This window comes from Nocardioides sp. ChNu-153, from assembly GCF_030466625.1.
Classification (GTDB): Bacteria; Actinomycetota; Actinomycetes; order Propionibacteriales; family Nocardioidaceae; genus Nocardioides.
This window is the reverse complement of sequence record NZ_JADEVT010000008.1, coordinates 124,060-139,550: the sequence shown is the minus strand read 5'-3', so window position 1 is coordinate 139,550 and position 15,491 is coordinate 124,060. Positions and strand designations below refer to the sequence as shown.

The following is a 15,491-nucleotide window of genomic DNA, read 5'->3' as shown; positions in this document are numbered from 1 at the left end:
ACGAGGAGGGAGGGGAGCGCGGTGGACGACCTGGCGACGTGGACGCGCGTGCTCCCCGAGCTCGGCGACGAGCAGGCGGTCGCCGACCTGCTGGCGTGGGCCGACGCGCTGCCCTCCGACCTGCCCCCGGACCCGGGGTCCGGGGCACCCGGCGACCGGTCCGGGGTCGGGTCTCGGGAGACCCCGGACCGGTGCTCCACCCCCGACGACGGCGTGCTCGGGGCCTTCGTCGCGGCCGTCGCCGCCCCGCTGGTGGCGCGGGCGGCCGAGCGCCTGGACGCGCTGACGGTCGTGGCCGACCGCGAGCGCGTCGTCGCCACCGCGGCCGGGGTGGCCCGGTCCGCGGTCGCCGAGCAGGTCGTGCGCCCGCTGGTGGCCCTCCTGGCCGAGGACGGCGCCGCCCGTCGCCTGCCCGGCGCGACGCCGGAGGACCGGTACGCCGCGTTCCTGGCCCACCTGCTGTCCCCGGCCGGCCGCGCGCGCGTCGACGCCCGCCACCCCGACCTGCTGCCGCGGGCCCGCGGCCTGGCCGCCCAGCGGCTCGACGCGCTGTGCGCCGCCCTCGAGGAGACCGAGGACGCCTGGACCGCCGTGTGCGCGTCCCTCGCGCTGGACCCCGACGACCGCGTCGTGGCCATCGACCCCGGCGGCGACGCCCACGGCGGGGGCCGCACCGTCCTCGTCCTCACCACCGCCGGCGGTCGACGCCTGGTGGTGAAGCCGCGACCGGTGGACCTCGAGGCGGGGTACGCCGCGTTCGCGGCCTGGCTGGGACGCAGCGCCACCGGCCTCGAGCTGCCGCGGCCCGCCTTCCACCGCGGCGCACGGACGGGCTGGATGGAGCACGTCGCGCCCGGCGCCGCGCCCCACCCCGACTTCCACGCCATGGTCGGCGTCCACCTCGCCGCGCTCCACCTCCTGCGCGGCACCGACGTGCACTACGAGAACCTGCTCGCCGACCCGCAGGGACGTCCGGTCGTGGTCGACGCCGAGGCGCTCTTCACCCCGCGGCTCGGCGACGGCGCCCGCCCCGACGTCCTCGACGTGACCGCCACCGGCCTGCTGCGCGTGGCCTTCCCGGGCAGCGACTTCGACTTCGGTGCCCTCGACTACCGCCGCGGCTCCACCTCGCCCTTCCGGGCCTGGCACGTGCGCGGCGCGGGCCGCGACGACCTGCGTCTGGAGATGGGGCCGGTGGTGGTCGACGACCCCGAGACGGTGCCCGGCGGCGGCCCCCGCACGGCGGCCGACGCCGACGCCCTCGTCGACGCCTTCGTCCGCTGCCTCACCTTCGCGCGCGAGCACCGCGCCGCGGTCGTGGCGCGGCTGGGCTCCGACTTCGCCCGGGGACGCTGCCGCTACGTGCACCGCCCGACGATGAGCTACGCGCAGCTGCTCCGCATGGCCACGCACCCGCGGTTCGCCGCCGAGGCCGACCGCCGCCGCGTGCTGGCGCGCCTGGCCGTGCTGGCGCCCGCGACCGGCCCCGAGCTGCTGGCCTCCGAGGTCCGCCAGCTCACCGGCGGCGAGGTGCCGGCCTTCGTGCTCGACCTGCACGACCGCCGGGTGCGCGACGCCCGCGGACGCGACACGGGCGCGCGGGCGGTGGCGACGCCGTACGACGACGTGCTGGCCCTGCTCGGCGGCCTCGACGAGGCGCACGTCGCCGCCCAGACCGAGACGCTCCGGGCCTGCACGGCCCACTGGTCCGGCGGCACCCCCGCCGCGTCGGACCGGCTCGTGGGAGCGGGGGACCAACCCAGAAGAGGAGAAGTCCAGTGAACAGCTCCAGCACCCTCGACGGCCGCGTGGGCGGCCAGGTGGGCACCTCCGGTGGCGCCGGGCGACGGGGCCTCCACCTCGTCCTGGCGCTCGTGGTCGGCGCCCTCGTCTCCGTCCCCGCGCTGCCCGACGCGACCGCGTCGTCGGTCGGCGTCGTCGGCCTCGTCGCCGGCGTCGCGGTGGCCGTGCTCCTGCAGCGTCGTCCCGGGGGCGGCGGCAGCGTCGGCCGGGCCACGCGCGGTCTGCTCGTCGGGGCCGGCATCGTCGGCGCCCTCCTGCTGCTCAGCATCGGGTTCGGCATCGCGGCCGCCGAGGCGCCGCTGCTCGTCGCCGTGCCCGCGCTCGTCGCGATCGCGATGACCTACGCGATCGCGCGCGCGGTCGACGCCTGAACCGGCCCGCGACCGACGGGCCGGGGCTCAGGAGCCCCAGTACCCCCGGTGCACCACGTCGGCGACCGGCTTGCGCTCCCGCCGGGCGGGCGACCCCGAGGACCCCGTGTCCTCGGGGTGCCGGTGGCCGATGGTCAGCGCCCCCACCGGCTGGTACGACGCGGGCACGCCGAACGCCTCGCGGAAGTCGCCGACGCGTTCGGGCGTGATGCCGAAGAAGCAGGCACCCAGTCCCTCGTCGACGACCGTCTGGAGCGCGAGCAGCGTGGCCATGCCCGCGTCGACGTACCAGTAGGGGACCGGCCAGCGGGCCTCGTCGCGGTCGGTCCAGCCCTTGTCGGGCGCGGCGTAGCGGTCGAGGTAGGCGTCCTTCGACGTCAGCGGCACGAGGACGACCGGCGCGGTGCGCATCCCCGAGAGCCAGCGGCCCTCGGGGTCGGCGTGCTCCGGTGAGGTGACCTCCCAGAAGCGGGCGACGTCGACCGGGGTGTCGAGGCGCAGGAACGCCCAGCCCTGGCTGAACCCGGCGCTCGGCGCCCGGGTGGCGTGCTCGAGCACCTTGTCGACGAGTGCGGGGTCGACGGGCCGGTCGGCGTAGCGGCGCACCATCCGGCGTCGGCGGACCACCTCGGAGAACTCCATGGCCGCAGTGTCCCAGGGCCGGCGACGGGCCGGCCGGGCGTGGCCCGGGTCACCTCGCCTGAGGTGGGCGGGGGAGTCGGGACGAGGACTAGGGATCGCGCCCGATGTGCGGGGCTACCTCAGACCGGGAGCCTGCTGCGCAGGCTCCCGCCGGGAGCCGACCGACCCGCACCGACCCCGCCCCCGCAGGAGGCCCCCGTGTTCGCCACCCCCGACTACCTCGTCGCCGAGGCCCGCCACCGCGCCGAGGAGGTACGCCGCTTCCTCCCCCGCCGCGACACCCGCCCCGACGCCGAGCGTCGTCGCCGCCGCTACCGCTGAACCCCTCCCCGCCCGACCGCCCGTCCCAGCGCCCGCCCGACCGGACGCGGCGCCCGGCGCCGTCGTCGGTGATCATGGGACCCGTGGTGGTCTCCCGTGGCTCGGCGCTGGTCGGACGGGGCGCCGAGCTGGACCAGCTCGGCGCCTGGCTGGGCATCGGCGCTGCCGGTCCGGACGTCGCCGCAGCGCCCGGCGACGCGGCGCCCGACGACCTGCCGCCCTCGGTGCTCGTCGCCGGTGACGCGGGTGTCGGCAAGACCCGGCTGCTGCGGGAGCTGCGCGACCGGGCCGTCGCGGACGGCTGGCGCGTCGACGCCGGTCACTGCCTCGACTTCGCCGACTCGGCGCTGCCCTACCTGCCGTTCTCCGAGATCCTCGGCCGGCTCGAGCGCGACCTCCCCGAGGTCGTCGCCGCCGTCGTCGAGACCCACCCGGCGCTGGCCCGGCTGCAGCCCGGCCGCCGCATGCGCACCGGCGAGACCGACGACGCGACGAGCCTCGCCCGCGGCGACCTGCTGCCCGCGGTGCACGCGCTGCTCGAGGCGGCGGCCGCGCCCGCGCCGTACCTGGTCGTGGTCGAGGACGCCCACTGGGCGGACCAGGCGACCCGCGACCTCCTCTCCTTCCTCTTCACCCGGCCCTTCGGGGCGCGGGTGGCGGTCGTCGTGTCCTACCGCTCCGACGACCTGCACCGCCGGCACCCGCTGCGTCGCCAGGTCGCGGAGTGGGCCCGGCTGCCCGACGTGCGCCGCCTGCAGGTCGACCCGCTGCCGCCGCCGGACGTGCGCCGCCTCGTGCGCGGCCTGGCCCGCCAGCGCTCGCGGCCCGCGGGGCGGCTGAGCGAGGCCGAGATCGCGGCGATCGTCGACCGCGCCGACGGCAACGCGTTCTTCGCCGAGGAGCTGGTCGTCGCCGCCGGCGGGGACGGCCTGCCGGACGACCTGGCCGACCTGCTCCTCGTGCGCCTCGACCGCCTCGACGACGACGCGACGCGCGTCGTGCGGGTCGCGTCGGTGTCGGGGCGCCGCGTCAGCCACGAGCTGCTGGCCGTCGCCTCGGGGCTCGCGCCCGAGCGGCTCGACGCCGCCCTGCGGCACGCGGTGGAGATGAACGTGCTCGAGCCGCGCAGCGACGGCTCCTACGTCTTCCGGCACGCGCTGCTGGGCGAGGCCGTGTACGACGACCTCCTGCCCGGCGAGCGGGTGCGCCTCCACGCGGCGTACGCCGAGGCCATCGCCGACGGGCGGGCCGCCGGCACGGCCGCCGAGCTGGCCCGGCACGCCCGGCTGGGCCAGGACCCGACGACCGCGGTGCGTGCCAGCGTCGAGGCCGGGGGCGACGCGATGCGGGTCGGCGCGCCCGACGAGGCCGCGCAGCACTACCAGCACGCGCTCGAGATGCTCGGCGCGCCGGGCGTCGTCGTGGCGGCCACGGAGCTCGCGGACCTCGTGACGCGGGCGGTCGCCGCGCTCGTCGCCGCCGGCCACGTCGCCCGCGCCACCGCGGTGGCCCGCGAGCAGCTGGAGACCCTGCCGGCCGACGTGCCCGACGCGGTGCGCGGCGAGGTGCTGACGGCCTTCGCGACCGCGCTCGGCATGGCCGACACGACCGAGGACGTGCTCGGCTACACCCGCGAGGCCGTCGAGCTGACCGTCGACGCGCCCGTCGCGGTGCGGGCGCGGGCGCTGGGCTTCCACGCCCGGGCGCTCACCGCGTGGGGCGAGCCCGACGACGCGCGCCGCGTGGCCCTCGAGGCGCTGGGCCTGGCCGAGCGCCACGACCTCCCGCGCCTGGCCAGCGACTCGCTGGCCACGCTGGTGGGCCTGGAGCGCGACGGGCCGGTCGACGAGGTCCGGGCCTCGATGGAGACCGTGGTGCGCCGGGCTCGCGCCGCGCGCGCAGTGGACGCCGAGCTGCGGGCCCTCTTCTTCCTCGGGCGCCTCCACCAGGACCGCGCCGAGCACCAGCTGGCCGCCGACGCGTTCGCCCGCGGCGTACGACGGGGGGCCGCGGCCGGCACGCCGTGGGCGCCCTACGCCTTCGACTGCCGCTTCCACCTCGCGTCGGTCGCCTTCGACCAGGGCGACTGGGACAGCGTGCTCGAGCTGACCGACGTCGCCGGGCAGACGCCGCCCGCCCTGAGCGAGGCGTGGCTGCTCGCCCTGGCGGTGCGCGTCGCGGCCGCCCGCGGCGAGGCCGACGCCCTCGCCCGCGCCCGGTCCCTGCGCGAGCGCTGGCGGGAGGAGGGCCTGCTCGCGGTGAGCGCGGCGACCGCGGAGCTCACCGTCGCCGAGCACGAGCGGGACGCCGCGGCCGCCCTCGAGGTGTACGACGCGCTCGTCGCCTGCGTGACGGTCACCTGGCGCGAGCACTTCCCGGCCCGGCTGCGGCTGGCCGCCACGGCGCTCGGCGTGCTCGCCTCCGCGGCGCTGGGCCGCGACGGGGTGGGCCTGACGGAGGACGAGCGCGGCCGGCTGGCACCGCAGGCCGAGCGGCTGCTCGACGACGGGCGCCGGGTGCTGGCCGACGTGCGCGAGTCGGGCACGGGCTTCGGCCCCGAGGGGGAGGCGTGGGCGGCCCGGCTGGGTGCGGAGTGGCTGCGGTGGCGCTGGGCGGCCGACCTCGACCCGCCCGCCCCGGACGAGCTCGTCGCCGCGTGGCGGCGCGCGGAGGAGACCACCGAGGCGGCGCGCAACTCCTCGCTGCTCGCGCAGGTGCGGGCCCGGCTCGCCGTCGTGCTGCGGGCCACCGGGGACGCCGCGGCCGCCCGCGAGGTGGCGGCGGCCGCCGACCGCACCGCCCAGCGCCTCGGCCTGGCGCCGCTGCGCGCCGAGCTGGCACCCGTGCTGGGGCGCCGAGCGGCCGGGTCGGGCGCGTCGGGGCGCGGGGGCGCCGCGAGGCCCGACCGCACGGACGAGCCGCTGACCTCCCGCGAGCGGGAGATCCTCGGCCTGGTCGCCCAGGGCCGCAGCAACGGGGAGATCGCCCGCCAGCTGTTCATCAGCGTCAAGACGGTCTCGGTGCACGTCTCGAACATCCTCGCCAAGCTCGGCGCGTCCGGGCGCACGGAGGCGGCGGCGCTGGCCCGACGGAAGGGACTGCTGTGACGTTCCGCTGCGCCGCCGCCAGCGCGGCCGACGGCGAGCCCCTCGCGGGCACCGCGCCGACCGACGACACGTGGTTGCTCGTCGAGCAGCCCGGCCCGTGGGGCCGCAAGGCGCTGCGGGAGAGCGACCTCCCGCCCGAGGTGGCGGCCCACCTCGGCGGGCTGCGGGGCGTGCGGGTGCAGCTGGTGCGCCGGCCCGGACGGCGGCCGGACGGCCCGCGGCACGTGTTCGCCGCCCGCCGCGAGGGTGCAGGGTACGCCGTCACCGCGGCCCTGCTGCCCGACCTCGCCGCCCTGCTGGGCACGACCGCCGACGACGTCGCACGGGGCGCGCTGCCGGGAGCGACGCCGTACCCCGACCCGCTCTGGCTGGTGTGCACCAACGGCCGGCGCGACCTGTGCTGCGCCGAGCTCGGCCGTCCGGTGGCGCAGGCGCTCGCGGAGCGGTGGCCCGGGGCGACCTGGGAGACCACCCACCTGGGCGGGCACCGGTTCTCCGCCACGCTGCTGGCCCTGCCTTCGGGGGTGGCGCTGGGCCGGCTCGACCCGGACGGAGCGGTCGAGGCGTGTGCCGCGCTGGCCGACGGGCAGGTGCCGCTCGGGGTGGCGCGGGGCGCGGCCGGCCTGCCCGCGGCGGCCCAGGCGGCGGAGCTGCACGTGCGGGCGACGACGGGGCTGACCGCGCTCGACGCGGTGCGGGTGCTCGCGACCGGGGGCGACGAGGTCGTGCTCGCCGTGACGGGCGGCGACGGGACCGAGGAGCTCGTGCGCTGCCGCGTCACGTCGCACCCGGGCGCCGCGCGCCGGCAGAGCTGCGGGGACGAGAAGACGGGTGCCGCACCGGTCTGGGAGGTCGTCACCGTGCCGTGAGCCGTGCCGTGAGGACCGCGGCGCCCGGTCGCCCGTTTGGTCGGCTTGACACCCGCGACGAGAATGGCCGACCAACGGCCCGCGGTGCGCGGGCAGGGACGAGACCGAGGGAGTCACCGCGGTGGTGGACGAGAACGACGACCGGCCCGTGCTCGTGGGCGTCATCGCCCTCGTGGGGGTGGGCCTCGTCGTCGGCCTGATCGTGGGGCTCGTGGCCCTCGGCGGCGTGCGCGTGCTCGGTCTCTCCGGGGGTGGCGGCGGCGGTGGGGGCGAGGCCGCGGAGCCGACCCTCGTGCTGCCCGAGGTGAGCCTCACTGACTCGCCCACGGGGCCGCTCATCACGCTGACCCCCGAGGGCGAGGGGGGCTCCGAGGACGCGGAGGAGTCCGAGGAGCCCGAGCCGGCGGCGACGACCACCACCACGACCGCGGCGGCCGCGCCCGAGATCACGCTGCAGGCGAGCACCACGAGCGCGGGCGTCATGGACCGCATCGACATCTCCGGGGTCTACACCGGCGGCGACGGCGCGATCCTCACCATCCAGCGCTTCACCGACGGCAGCTGGAACGACATCGCCGCCAACACCTCGGTCTCCGGCGGGCTGTACTCCACCTACATCGCGCTGGGCCGGCCGGGCGAGAACCGCATCCGCGCCGTCGACGACAGCACGGGGCTGGCGTCGAACGAGGTCACCATCCAGATCGGCTGACCGGCGGGTCCGCCCACCCGGCTGGTCCGCCCACCCGGCTGACCCCTGCCTGACGCGTCAGGCGCCGAGGTGGGCCCGCGCCGCCGCCACGAGGTCAGGGTCCGGGTGGTCGCGGTTGAGCGCGTCGATGCTCGCGACGGTGGGGGCCATGGCGCCGTCGGTGTCCGTCACGAACAGCACCGGGTGGCTGCCCGGCGCGACCTCCGCCAGGCGCGCGCGCACCCGTGCGTCGCCCAGCGCGTCGACCAGCAACGCTCGGCCGACCCGGCGCCACTGCCCGGCGTCCGGGGCGGCGTCCAGAGCGGCGTCGTGGGCGTGGGCGAGGGCATCGCTCACGCGCACCAGGGGCTCCGCGCCGACCTCGGGGACCACGCCCAGGTCGCCCTCGCCCCACTCGTCGGCCACCAGCGCAGGTGGGCGCGCATGCCCTCGTCATCCCGGTCGGCCGCGGACTGCGCCGCTACCAGCCGCGCCAGGGCCCCCTCGCCGTGCGCGGCCAGACCGACCGTCGACACGTCGGAGTCGGTCAGCAGCGCGACCGCGTAGACCCGCTCGCCGTCGTACGGCGCGAGCAGCGGTCCGAGGGTCGCGACGATGCTCGTGACCAGGCGGTCGCGCAGTGCGTCGAGGTCGTCCACGGAGGCAGCGTAGTGGGCCGGATCACGGCGTCGCGGCGGGAATGCCACCCGCCCGACCTGCGTTGACCGGTACGACGAAAGTTGAGTTGAGTCGGCTCAGGAAATTTGTGAGACTCGACCCGGCGACGCACCATGGGAGTCACGCCCGGAGCGTCGGTCGCGGTCGGACGCAGATGGTCCGCACCCGGCTCGACGCCGGTCCCGCAGACAGCCCGGTACCCAGCCCGGCACCCCAGCACAGGAGGAACACATGGCTCGCGCAGTCGGAATCGACCTCGGCACCACCAACTCGGTCGTCGCCGTCCTGGAGGGCGGCGAGCCGACCGTCATCGCCAACGCCGAGGGCGCGCGCACCACGCCGTCCGTCGTCGCGTTCGCGAAGTCCGGCGAGGTCCTCGTCGGCGAGGTCGCCAAGCGTCAGGCGGTCACCAACGTCGACCGCACCATCCGCTCGGTGAAGCGGCACATGGGCACGGACTGGAAGACCCAGCTCGACGACAAGTCCTTCACCCCCCAGCAGATCAGCGCGTTCGTGCTCCAGAAGCTGAAGCGCGACGCGGAGGCCTACCTCGGCGAGCCCGTGACCGACGCGGTCATCACGGTGCCGGCGTACTTCTCCGACGCGCAGCGCCAGGCGACGAAGGAGGCGGGCGAGATCGCCGGCCTCAACGTCTCCCGCATCGTCAACGAGCCGACGGCGGCCGCGCTGGCCTACGGCCTCGACAAGGGCGACGACCAGACGATCCTCGTCTTCGACCTCGGTGGCGGCACGTTCGACGTCTCGCTGCTGGAGATCGGCGAGGGCGTCGTCGAGGTGAAGGCCACCAGCGGTGACAACGAGCTCGGTGGTGACGACTGGGACAAGCGCGTCGTCGAGTGGATGGTCACGAAGTTCAAGAACGCCAACGGCGTGGACCTCGGCGCGGACAAGATCGCCGCGCAGCGCCTCCAGGAGGCGGCGGAGAAGGCGAAGATCGAGCTCTCCTCCTCCAGCGAGACCACGATCCACCTGCCCTACATCACGCACGGCGAGTCGGGCCCGCTGCACTTCGAGGAGAAGCTGACGCGCGGTGAGTTCCAGCGCATCACCGCCGACCTGCTCGAGCGCACCAAGTCGCCCTTCCAGCAGGTGCTGAAGGACGGCGGCGTCGCGGTCTCCGCGATCGACCACGTCGTGCTCGTGGGTGGCTCCACCCGCATGCCGGCCGTCTCCGACCTGGTGAAGGAGCTGCTCGGCGGCAAGGAGCCCAACAAGGGCGTCAACCCGGACGAGGTCGTCGCGCTCGGCGCGGCCCTGCAGGCCGGCGTGCTCAAGGGCGAGGTCAAGGACGTGCTGCTCCTCGACGTCACGCCGCTGAGCCTGGGCATCGAGACGAAGGGCGGCATCATGACCACCCTCATCGAGCGCAACACGACGATCCCGACCAAGCGCAGCGAGATCTTCACGACGGCGGACGACAACCAGCCGTCGGTCGAGATCAAGGTCGCGCAGGGCGAGCGCCAGATGTGGTCGCAGAACCAGCCGCTCGGCAACTTCGAGCTGACGGGCCTGCCGCCGGCGCCGCGTGGCGTGCCGAAGATCGAGGTCACCTTCGACATCGACGCCAACGGCATCGTGCACGTCTCGGCGAAGGACCAGGCCTCGGGCCGCGAGCAGTCGATGACCATCTCCGGCGGCTCGGCGCTCGGCAAGGACGAGATCGACCGCATGGTCAAGGAGGCGGAGCAGTACGCCGAGGAGGACGCCAACCGGCGCGCCGCCGTCGAGGCCCGCAACACCGCCGACCAGCTCGTCTACACGACCGAGAAGTTCCTGACGGACAACGCGGACAAGCTGCCCGAGGACGTCAAGACCGAGGTGCAGGGCGACGTGGACGCGCTCAAGGAGGTGCTGGGTCGCGACGACGCCACCGCCGACGAGATCCAGGCCGGCGTCACGAAGCTCAACGGCTCCAGCCAGAAGATGGGCGCCGCGCTCTACGCCCAGGCCGAGGCCGACCAGGCCGCGGCCGGCGGCACCACCGGCTCGACCGGTGAGGCCGACGAGGACGTCGTCGACGCCGAGATCGTCGACGAGGGCCCCGAGGGTGAGCAGAAGTGACGGCTGACCAGCCGCACGAGGAGCGCCCGCCGTCCGAGTCGCCCTCGGGCGAGGTGGACGAGCCGCAGGTCGCCGAGCCGACCGAGTCGAGCCTCGCCGGTGGCGAGGCCGGCTCGGCCGGCGAGGCCGCCGGGACCGCCGGGACCACCGGGTCCGGGGAGGCGGCCGAGGCGGGTGCCGCCGACGAGGCGGGGACCGGCCAGGCCGTCGCCGACGAGCTCGCGGTGACGCGGATGGAGCTGGCGGAGCGCACGGCGGACCTCCAGCGCCTCCAGGCGGAGTTCGTCAACTACAAGCGCCGCGTCGAGCGCGACCGCGAGCTGCTCGCGCAGAACGCGTCGTACAAGGTGCTCGCGCCCGTCGTCGAGGTGCTCGACACCATCGACCGCGCGCGGGAGCACGCCCCGCTGGAGGGCGGCCTCAAGGCCGTCGCCGACCAGCTGGAGCGGGTGGTCGGGGCGCAGGGCCTGACGAAGTTCGCCGAGCCGGGCGACGCGTTCGACCCGAACCTCCACGAGGCGCTGTCGACCATGGGCAGCGACCCGGAGGTCACCGTGCCCACGGTGAAGGTCGTGGCCAAGGCCGGCTACCGCATCGGCGAGCGCGTCGTGCGCGCCGCGCAGGTGCTGGTCGTCGACCCGGAGTGAGGTGACGGCCGGGCCGGTACGACGTCGTACCGGCCCGGCCGGCCCACCCCGCCCGCACGAGCGGGCCGGGTGGTGGACGTCGGAGACGAGTGACGAGGAGGTGCGCGGATGAGCAACGCCGACTGGGCGACGAAGGACTTCTACAAGGTGCTGGGTGTCGGGAAGGACGCCTCGGCCGACGACATCAAGAAGGCCTACCGGAAGCTGGCGCGCGCCAACCACCCCGACTCCAACCCGGGCGACACGGCGAAGCACGACCGCTTCAAGGAGGTCGCCGAGGCCTACGACGTGATCGGGGACCCGGCCAAGCGCAAGCAGTACGACGAGGTCCGCGCCATGCCGAGCGGGTTCGGCGGGGGCTTCGGCGGGGGCGGCGCCGGCGGGTTCGGCGGGTTCGGCGGCTTCGACCTCTCCGACCTGCTCCGCGACCGCGCCGGCGCAGGTGGCGCGGGCGGGGCCGGCGGCATCGGCGACATGTTCGGCGACATCTTCGGGGGCCGGCGCCAGCAGACGCGCAGCCGCGCCACGAAGGGCGCCGACGTCGAGAGCACCGCGACCATCAGCTTCACCGACGCCCTCGAGGGCGTCACGATCTCGCTGCGCCTGGCCAGCGAGGCGGCCTGCCCGACGTGCAACGGCACCGGCGGCAAGCCCGGCACCAAGCCCCACGTGTGCGTGGAGTGCGAGGGCGCGGGCTACGTCGTCGGCTCGGTGGGCGGCGCGTTCTCGATGAACGAGACCTGCCCGGTCTGCCACGGCCGCCAGCTCGTGTACGACGAGTCGTGCCCCACCTGCCACGGCACCGGCCGCGGCACGTCGGCCCGCACGATCCAGGCGCGCATCCCGGCGGGCGTGAAGGACGGTCAGCGGATCCGCCTGCGCGGCAAGGGCGCCCCGGGCGAGAACGGTGGCCCGGCGGGCGACCTGTTCGTCACCGTGAAGGTCTCGCCGCACCGTCTCTTCGGGCGCCGCGACGACAACCTGACCCTCGACGTGCCCGTCGGCTTCGACGAGCTCGCGCTCGGCGCGGAGATCAAGGTCCCGACGCTGGGCGGCGGCCCCGTCACGCTGCGCATCCCGCCGGGCACGCCCAGCGGACGCACCTTCCGGGTGCGCGGCAAGGGGGCGCGCCGCGCCGACGGCACCAACGGCGACCTGCTCGCCACCGTGCAGGTGCAGGTGCCCGCCACCCTCGACGCCGGGGCGCGCGAGGCCGTGGAGAACTACCGCGCGGCGATGGCCGGGCGCCCGCTGCGGGCCGGGCTGTTCGAGGAGGCGTGATGGCCGCCCGCGGTGGCCCCGCGGGGCCGGACCCCGACGCCGCGGTCTTCGTCATCTCCGTCGCGGCCGAGCTGACCGGGCTCCACCCGCAGACGCTCCGCGCGTACGAGCGGATGGGGCTCATCACCCCCGGCCGCACGGGCGGCGGGGGCCGGCGCTACTCGGCCCGCGACATCGACCGCCTGCGCGACATCGCCGAGCTCACCTCCGCCGGCACCGGCATCGAGGGGGTGCGGCGCATCCTCGACCTCGAGAACCACCTCGTCGCGTTGCGCCGGCGCAACGAGGAGCTCGTCGCCGAGCTCGAGGCGACGCGGGAGGCCCTGCGGCAGGCGGTCGCGGCCCGCCGTACGACGCCCGCCCCCGCCCGCGCGGGGAACCTGCCCGTGCTGCGCCCGGCCGACCCCAGCCAGTCCCTCGTCGTGTGGCGGCGCAACCGCGGCGTGTGAGCCCGCGGGTGATCCAGGTCTCGCGATCGTGGTCCGCCGAGGCTACTTGCGGTTAACCTTCGCAACGGCACGAGCGGGAGAACGACCCGGGGGCGGCGACCCGCACCGGGCAGGACGTCGCGAGGGGTGAGGTCGACACGTGGACGCTGCAGGTGAGTGGCTGCGTGACTACCTCGCCCACATGGACTGGGTGCACTTCTGGTCCATCCCCGTCTTCACCGCCGTCGTGGGCTGGCTGATCAACTGGTCGGGCCTGTGGATGCTGTTCTCCCCGACCCACTTCCACGGCTTCCGGGTGCCCGGGCTCAAGGAGCTGGCCGCGGCGTCGCCGCGCAAGGTGCAGGAGATCCCCGGCTTCCTGCGCGGCGGGCTGGGCTGGCAGGGCATCGTGCCCGCGCGCGCCGCCAAGATGGGCAGCATCGCCGTCGACAAGGCGATCGCGAAGCTCGGCACGCCGGCGGAGTTCTACCAGGAGCTGGAGCCCGACCGCATCGCCGAGCACATCGTCGAGATGTTCTCCCCCGAGATCCCCGAGCTCGTCGAGCAGGTGATGCTGCGCGAGCACCCGCGGCTGTGGCACGACCTCCCGCGGCCCGTGCGCGTCGCGATCGTGGAGCGGGTGCAGCACCAGCTGCCGCAGGTCGTGCGCCGGGTGACGACGGAGATCGGCATCCACATCGACCAGCTGCTCGACCCCAAGATCATGGTCATCGACCACTTCGAGAAGAACCCCGACCTGGTCGTGCGGATCTTCCGCGACTTCGGGGCCAAGGAGCTGCGGCTCATGGTGGTCTTCGGGTTCGTCTTCGGCTTCCTGCTGGGCATCCCGGTGGCCGTCATCGACCACGCCTTCGGGCAGTGGTGGGCGCTGCCGCTCATGGGTGTCGTCGTCGGGTGGATGACCAACCTGCTCGGCATGTGGCTGATCTTCGACCCTGCGGAGCGCACCAAGGTCGGGCCCTTCACCTTCCAGGGCCTCTTCCCGCGCCGCCAGTCCGAGGCCGCCGAGATCTACGCCCGGCACATCGCGACGGACGTGATCACGCTGGAGCGCATCGGCGACTTCCTGCTCGACGGCCCGCGCGGCGACCGCACCCGGCAGATGCTCGCGACGGCGCTGGAGCCCGCGATCGACGGCGCGATCGGGCCGGCGCGCGGTGCGGTGCGCGTGGCCGTCGGCACCAGCCGCTTCGACACCATCAAGGAGTCGGTGGCCCAGGAGGCGGTGGGCCGCACCATGCGCCCCTTCCAGGACCCCGTGTTCAGCGCCCGGCAGTCCGACAAGATCCAGAGCCTCATCGCCCAGCGCTGCAAGGAGCTGCCGCCGCGCGACTTCGTGGAGATGATGCGGGCCGCGATCAAGGAGGACGAGTGGATGCTCTACGCCCACGGCGCCATCATGGGCGCAGCGGGTGGGTTCCTCCACCTCTGGATGTTCGGGGTCGGAGGCCGGTGAGCAGGGGTACGTCGGGCGGCAGCACGTCGGGCAGGGGCACGTCGGGTGGCTGGGGCGCGCCGCGCCAGCAGGTGGTGCGCGAGGACGGCACGCCGGCGCTCCCGGCGCCCTCCCGGTCGAGGCGCCCGCGGCTGCCGGCCCGGGTGCCGTCGTTCCTGCCTGCGGTCGTCGCCGACCGGGTGCCGGCCTCGCTCGCGCCCGCCGTCGACGCGCTGCCCGGGCTGGCCCGCATCGCGGCCACGACGGCGTACCACACCGCGGAGTGGGGGGTCACGGCGTACGCGCGGACCGGCCGCAAGCTCGTGCGCGCCATGGTCGACCCCGACGCCGCGGCGGAGCTGACCCGCGACCTCAACGACGCAGCGGCCCTGGTCTCGAGCGTCGCACGGGCCCTCTCGTCGGGCACGCCGCTGCCCCAGGCCGTGGCGCAGGCGCAGGCGCGCGTCCCGGCGGAGCGGGCGAGCGCGGCGCCCGTCCCCGAGACCCACCACGGCTCGCGGCGCCTCAGCGAGGAGCAGCGGCTGCGCGCGAAGGGCGCGAAGCTGCTGGAGCAGTCGCGCGACGTGTGGCACACCGAGGGCAGCCACCCGGCGTACGAGCGGATCCTCGCCGACATCGCGCCCGACGAGGCGCGCATCCTCGTGCTGCTGCTCAAGGACGGCCCGCAGCCGTCGGTCGACGTGCGCACCGGCGGCCCGGTCGGGATGGTGAACTCCCAGCTCGTGGCCCGGGGGCTCAACATGATCGGAGCGCGGGCCGGGCTGCGGTACGTCGAGCTCGTGCCGCAGTACCTCAACAACCTCTCGCGCCTCGGGCTGGTGTGGCAGTCGTCGGAGTCGCTCGACGACCTGCTGCGCTACCAGGTGGTCGAGGCGCAGCCCGACGTGCTGAGCGCGACGCACTCCGTGAAGTTCGCGCGCATCCTGCGGCGCAGCATCCACCTGACGCCGTTCGGGGTGGACTTCGCGCGGATGTGCTTCGTGACGGAGGCCGAGGTCGCCTCCACCGCCTTCCCGGTGCACCAGGCGCCGCCCACGTCGCCGTCGTCGGAGAAGCTGGCGCCGGCGCCCCGGGCCGACTGAGGACGGATCCCGCTC

15 protein-coding genes are annotated in these 15,491 nt (G+C 75.6%); 12 read left to right on the top strand and 3 right to left on the bottom strand.

Translation table 11 applies throughout. From position 1 onward, the window contains the following. The first annotated feature begins 21 nt into the window (after nucleotides 1-21). Together INN71_RS12070 and INN71_RS12065 are read left to right on the top strand one after the other, a co-directional pair. A complete protein-coding gene (locus tag INN71_RS12070) occupies nucleotides 22-1,782 on the top strand; it encodes a DUF4135 domain-containing protein (RefSeq protein ID WP_301800537.1) in 1,761 nt (586 codons plus the stop codon). Then, on the top strand, nucleotides 1,779-2,174 hold the full coding sequence (locus INN71_RS12065) for a hypothetical protein (RefSeq protein WP_301800536.1): 396 nt from the start codon (nucleotides 1,779-1,781) through the stop codon (nucleotides 2,172-2,174). Before INN71_RS12070 ends, INN71_RS12065 begins: the two co-directional genes overlap by 4 nt. A gap of 27 nt (nucleotides 2,175-2,201) precedes the next feature. Here the strand turns inward: INN71_RS12065 and INN71_RS12060 are convergent, their stop codons facing one another. After that, complete coding sequence (locus INN71_RS12060) at nucleotides 2,202-2,816, bottom strand: nitroreductase family protein (RefSeq protein ID WP_301800535.1); 615 nt, start codon at nucleotides 2,814-2,816, stop codon at nucleotides 2,202-2,204. 198 nt (nucleotides 2,817-3,014) lie between these two features. On the opposite strand from INN71_RS12060, the gene INN71_RS12055 reads away from it, so the two are divergent. The 4 genes from INN71_RS12055 to INN71_RS12040 all read left to right on the top strand — a co-directional run bounded on the left by INN71_RS12055 (nucleotide 3,015) and on the right by INN71_RS12040 (nucleotide 7,822). Then, nucleotides 3,015-3,137 carry a hypothetical protein gene (locus INN71_RS12055; protein WP_277500628.1) on the top strand — a complete coding sequence of 41 codons (123 nt, stop codon included), beginning with the start codon at nucleotides 3,015-3,017 and terminating at the stop codon, nucleotides 3,135-3,137. An 83-nt stretch (nucleotides 3,138-3,220) separates the two neighbouring features. Further along, entirely contained in the window at nucleotides 3,221-6,244 is a 3,024-nt protein-coding gene (locus tag INN71_RS12050) for a helix-turn-helix transcriptional regulator (RefSeq protein WP_301800531.1), read from the top strand. Next, nucleotides 6,241-7,113 carry a sucrase ferredoxin gene (locus INN71_RS12045; RefSeq protein ID WP_301800529.1) on the top strand — a complete coding sequence of 291 codons (873 nt, stop codon included), beginning with the start codon at nucleotides 6,241-6,243 and terminating at the stop codon, nucleotides 7,111-7,113. Before INN71_RS12050 ends, INN71_RS12045 begins: the two co-directional genes overlap by 4 nt. A 121-nt stretch (nucleotides 7,114-7,234) precedes the next feature. Continuing rightward, nucleotides 7,235-7,822 (top strand): hypothetical protein, encoded by a 588-nt coding sequence (locus INN71_RS12040; RefSeq protein WP_277500947.1) that lies wholly within the window; start codon nucleotides 7,235-7,237, stop codon nucleotides 7,820-7,822. A gap of 57 nt (nucleotides 7,823-7,879) precedes the next feature. Here the strand turns inward: INN71_RS12040 and INN71_RS12035 are convergent, their stop codons facing one another. Together INN71_RS12035 and INN71_RS12030 are read right to left on the bottom strand one after the other, a co-directional pair. After that, nucleotides 7,880-8,158 (bottom strand): hypothetical protein, encoded by a 279-nt coding sequence (locus tag INN71_RS12035; RefSeq protein ID WP_301800527.1) that lies wholly within the window; start codon nucleotides 8,156-8,158, stop codon nucleotides 7,880-7,882. After that, nucleotides 8,155-8,460 carry a DUF4303 domain-containing protein gene (locus tag INN71_RS12030; protein WP_301800525.1) on the bottom strand — a complete coding sequence of 102 codons (306 nt, stop codon included), beginning with the start codon at nucleotides 8,458-8,460 and terminating at the stop codon, nucleotides 8,155-8,157. Before INN71_RS12030 ends, INN71_RS12035 begins: the two co-directional genes overlap by 4 nt. A 250-nt stretch (nucleotides 8,461-8,710) precedes the next feature. Here INN71_RS12030 and dnaK point away from each other — a divergent pair, with 250 nt between their 5' ends. The 6 genes from dnaK to INN71_RS12000 all read left to right on the top strand — a co-directional run bounded on the left by dnaK (nucleotide 8,711) and on the right by INN71_RS12000 (nucleotide 15,476). Beyond that, nucleotides 8,711-10,561 (top strand): molecular chaperone DnaK, encoded by a 1,851-nt coding sequence (gene dnaK / locus INN71_RS12025; protein ID WP_301800524.1) that lies wholly within the window; start codon nucleotides 8,711-8,713, stop codon nucleotides 10,559-10,561. Beyond that, entirely contained in the window at nucleotides 10,558-11,208 is a 651-nt protein-coding gene (gene grpE, locus INN71_RS12020) for a nucleotide exchange factor GrpE (protein WP_301800523.1), read from the top strand. The genes dnaK and grpE overlap by 4 nt, the downstream gene beginning before the upstream one ends. Nucleotides 11,209-11,316: 108 nt before the next feature. Further along, nucleotides 11,317-12,489, top strand: coding sequence for a molecular chaperone DnaJ (gene dnaJ / locus INN71_RS12015; RefSeq protein ID WP_301800520.1), 1,173 nt, complete (start codon nucleotides 11,317-11,319; stop codon nucleotides 12,487-12,489). Further along, nucleotides 12,489-12,938 (top strand): MerR family transcriptional regulator, encoded by a 450-nt coding sequence (locus tag INN71_RS12010; RefSeq protein WP_277500954.1) that lies wholly within the window; start codon nucleotides 12,489-12,491, stop codon nucleotides 12,936-12,938. The genes dnaJ and INN71_RS12010 overlap by 1 nt, the downstream gene beginning before the upstream one ends. 139 nt (nucleotides 12,939-13,077) lie before the next feature. Then, on the top strand, nucleotides 13,078-14,394 hold the full coding sequence (locus tag INN71_RS12005) for a hypothetical protein (RefSeq protein WP_277500955.1): 1,317 nt from the start codon (nucleotides 13,078-13,080) through the stop codon (nucleotides 14,392-14,394). Next, complete coding sequence (locus INN71_RS12000; protein WP_301800517.1) at nucleotides 14,391-15,476, top strand: Abi-alpha family protein; 1,086 nt, start codon at nucleotides 14,391-14,393, stop codon at nucleotides 15,474-15,476. Before INN71_RS12005 ends, INN71_RS12000 begins: the two co-directional genes overlap by 4 nt. Nucleotides 15,477-15,491 lie beyond the last annotated feature (15 nt).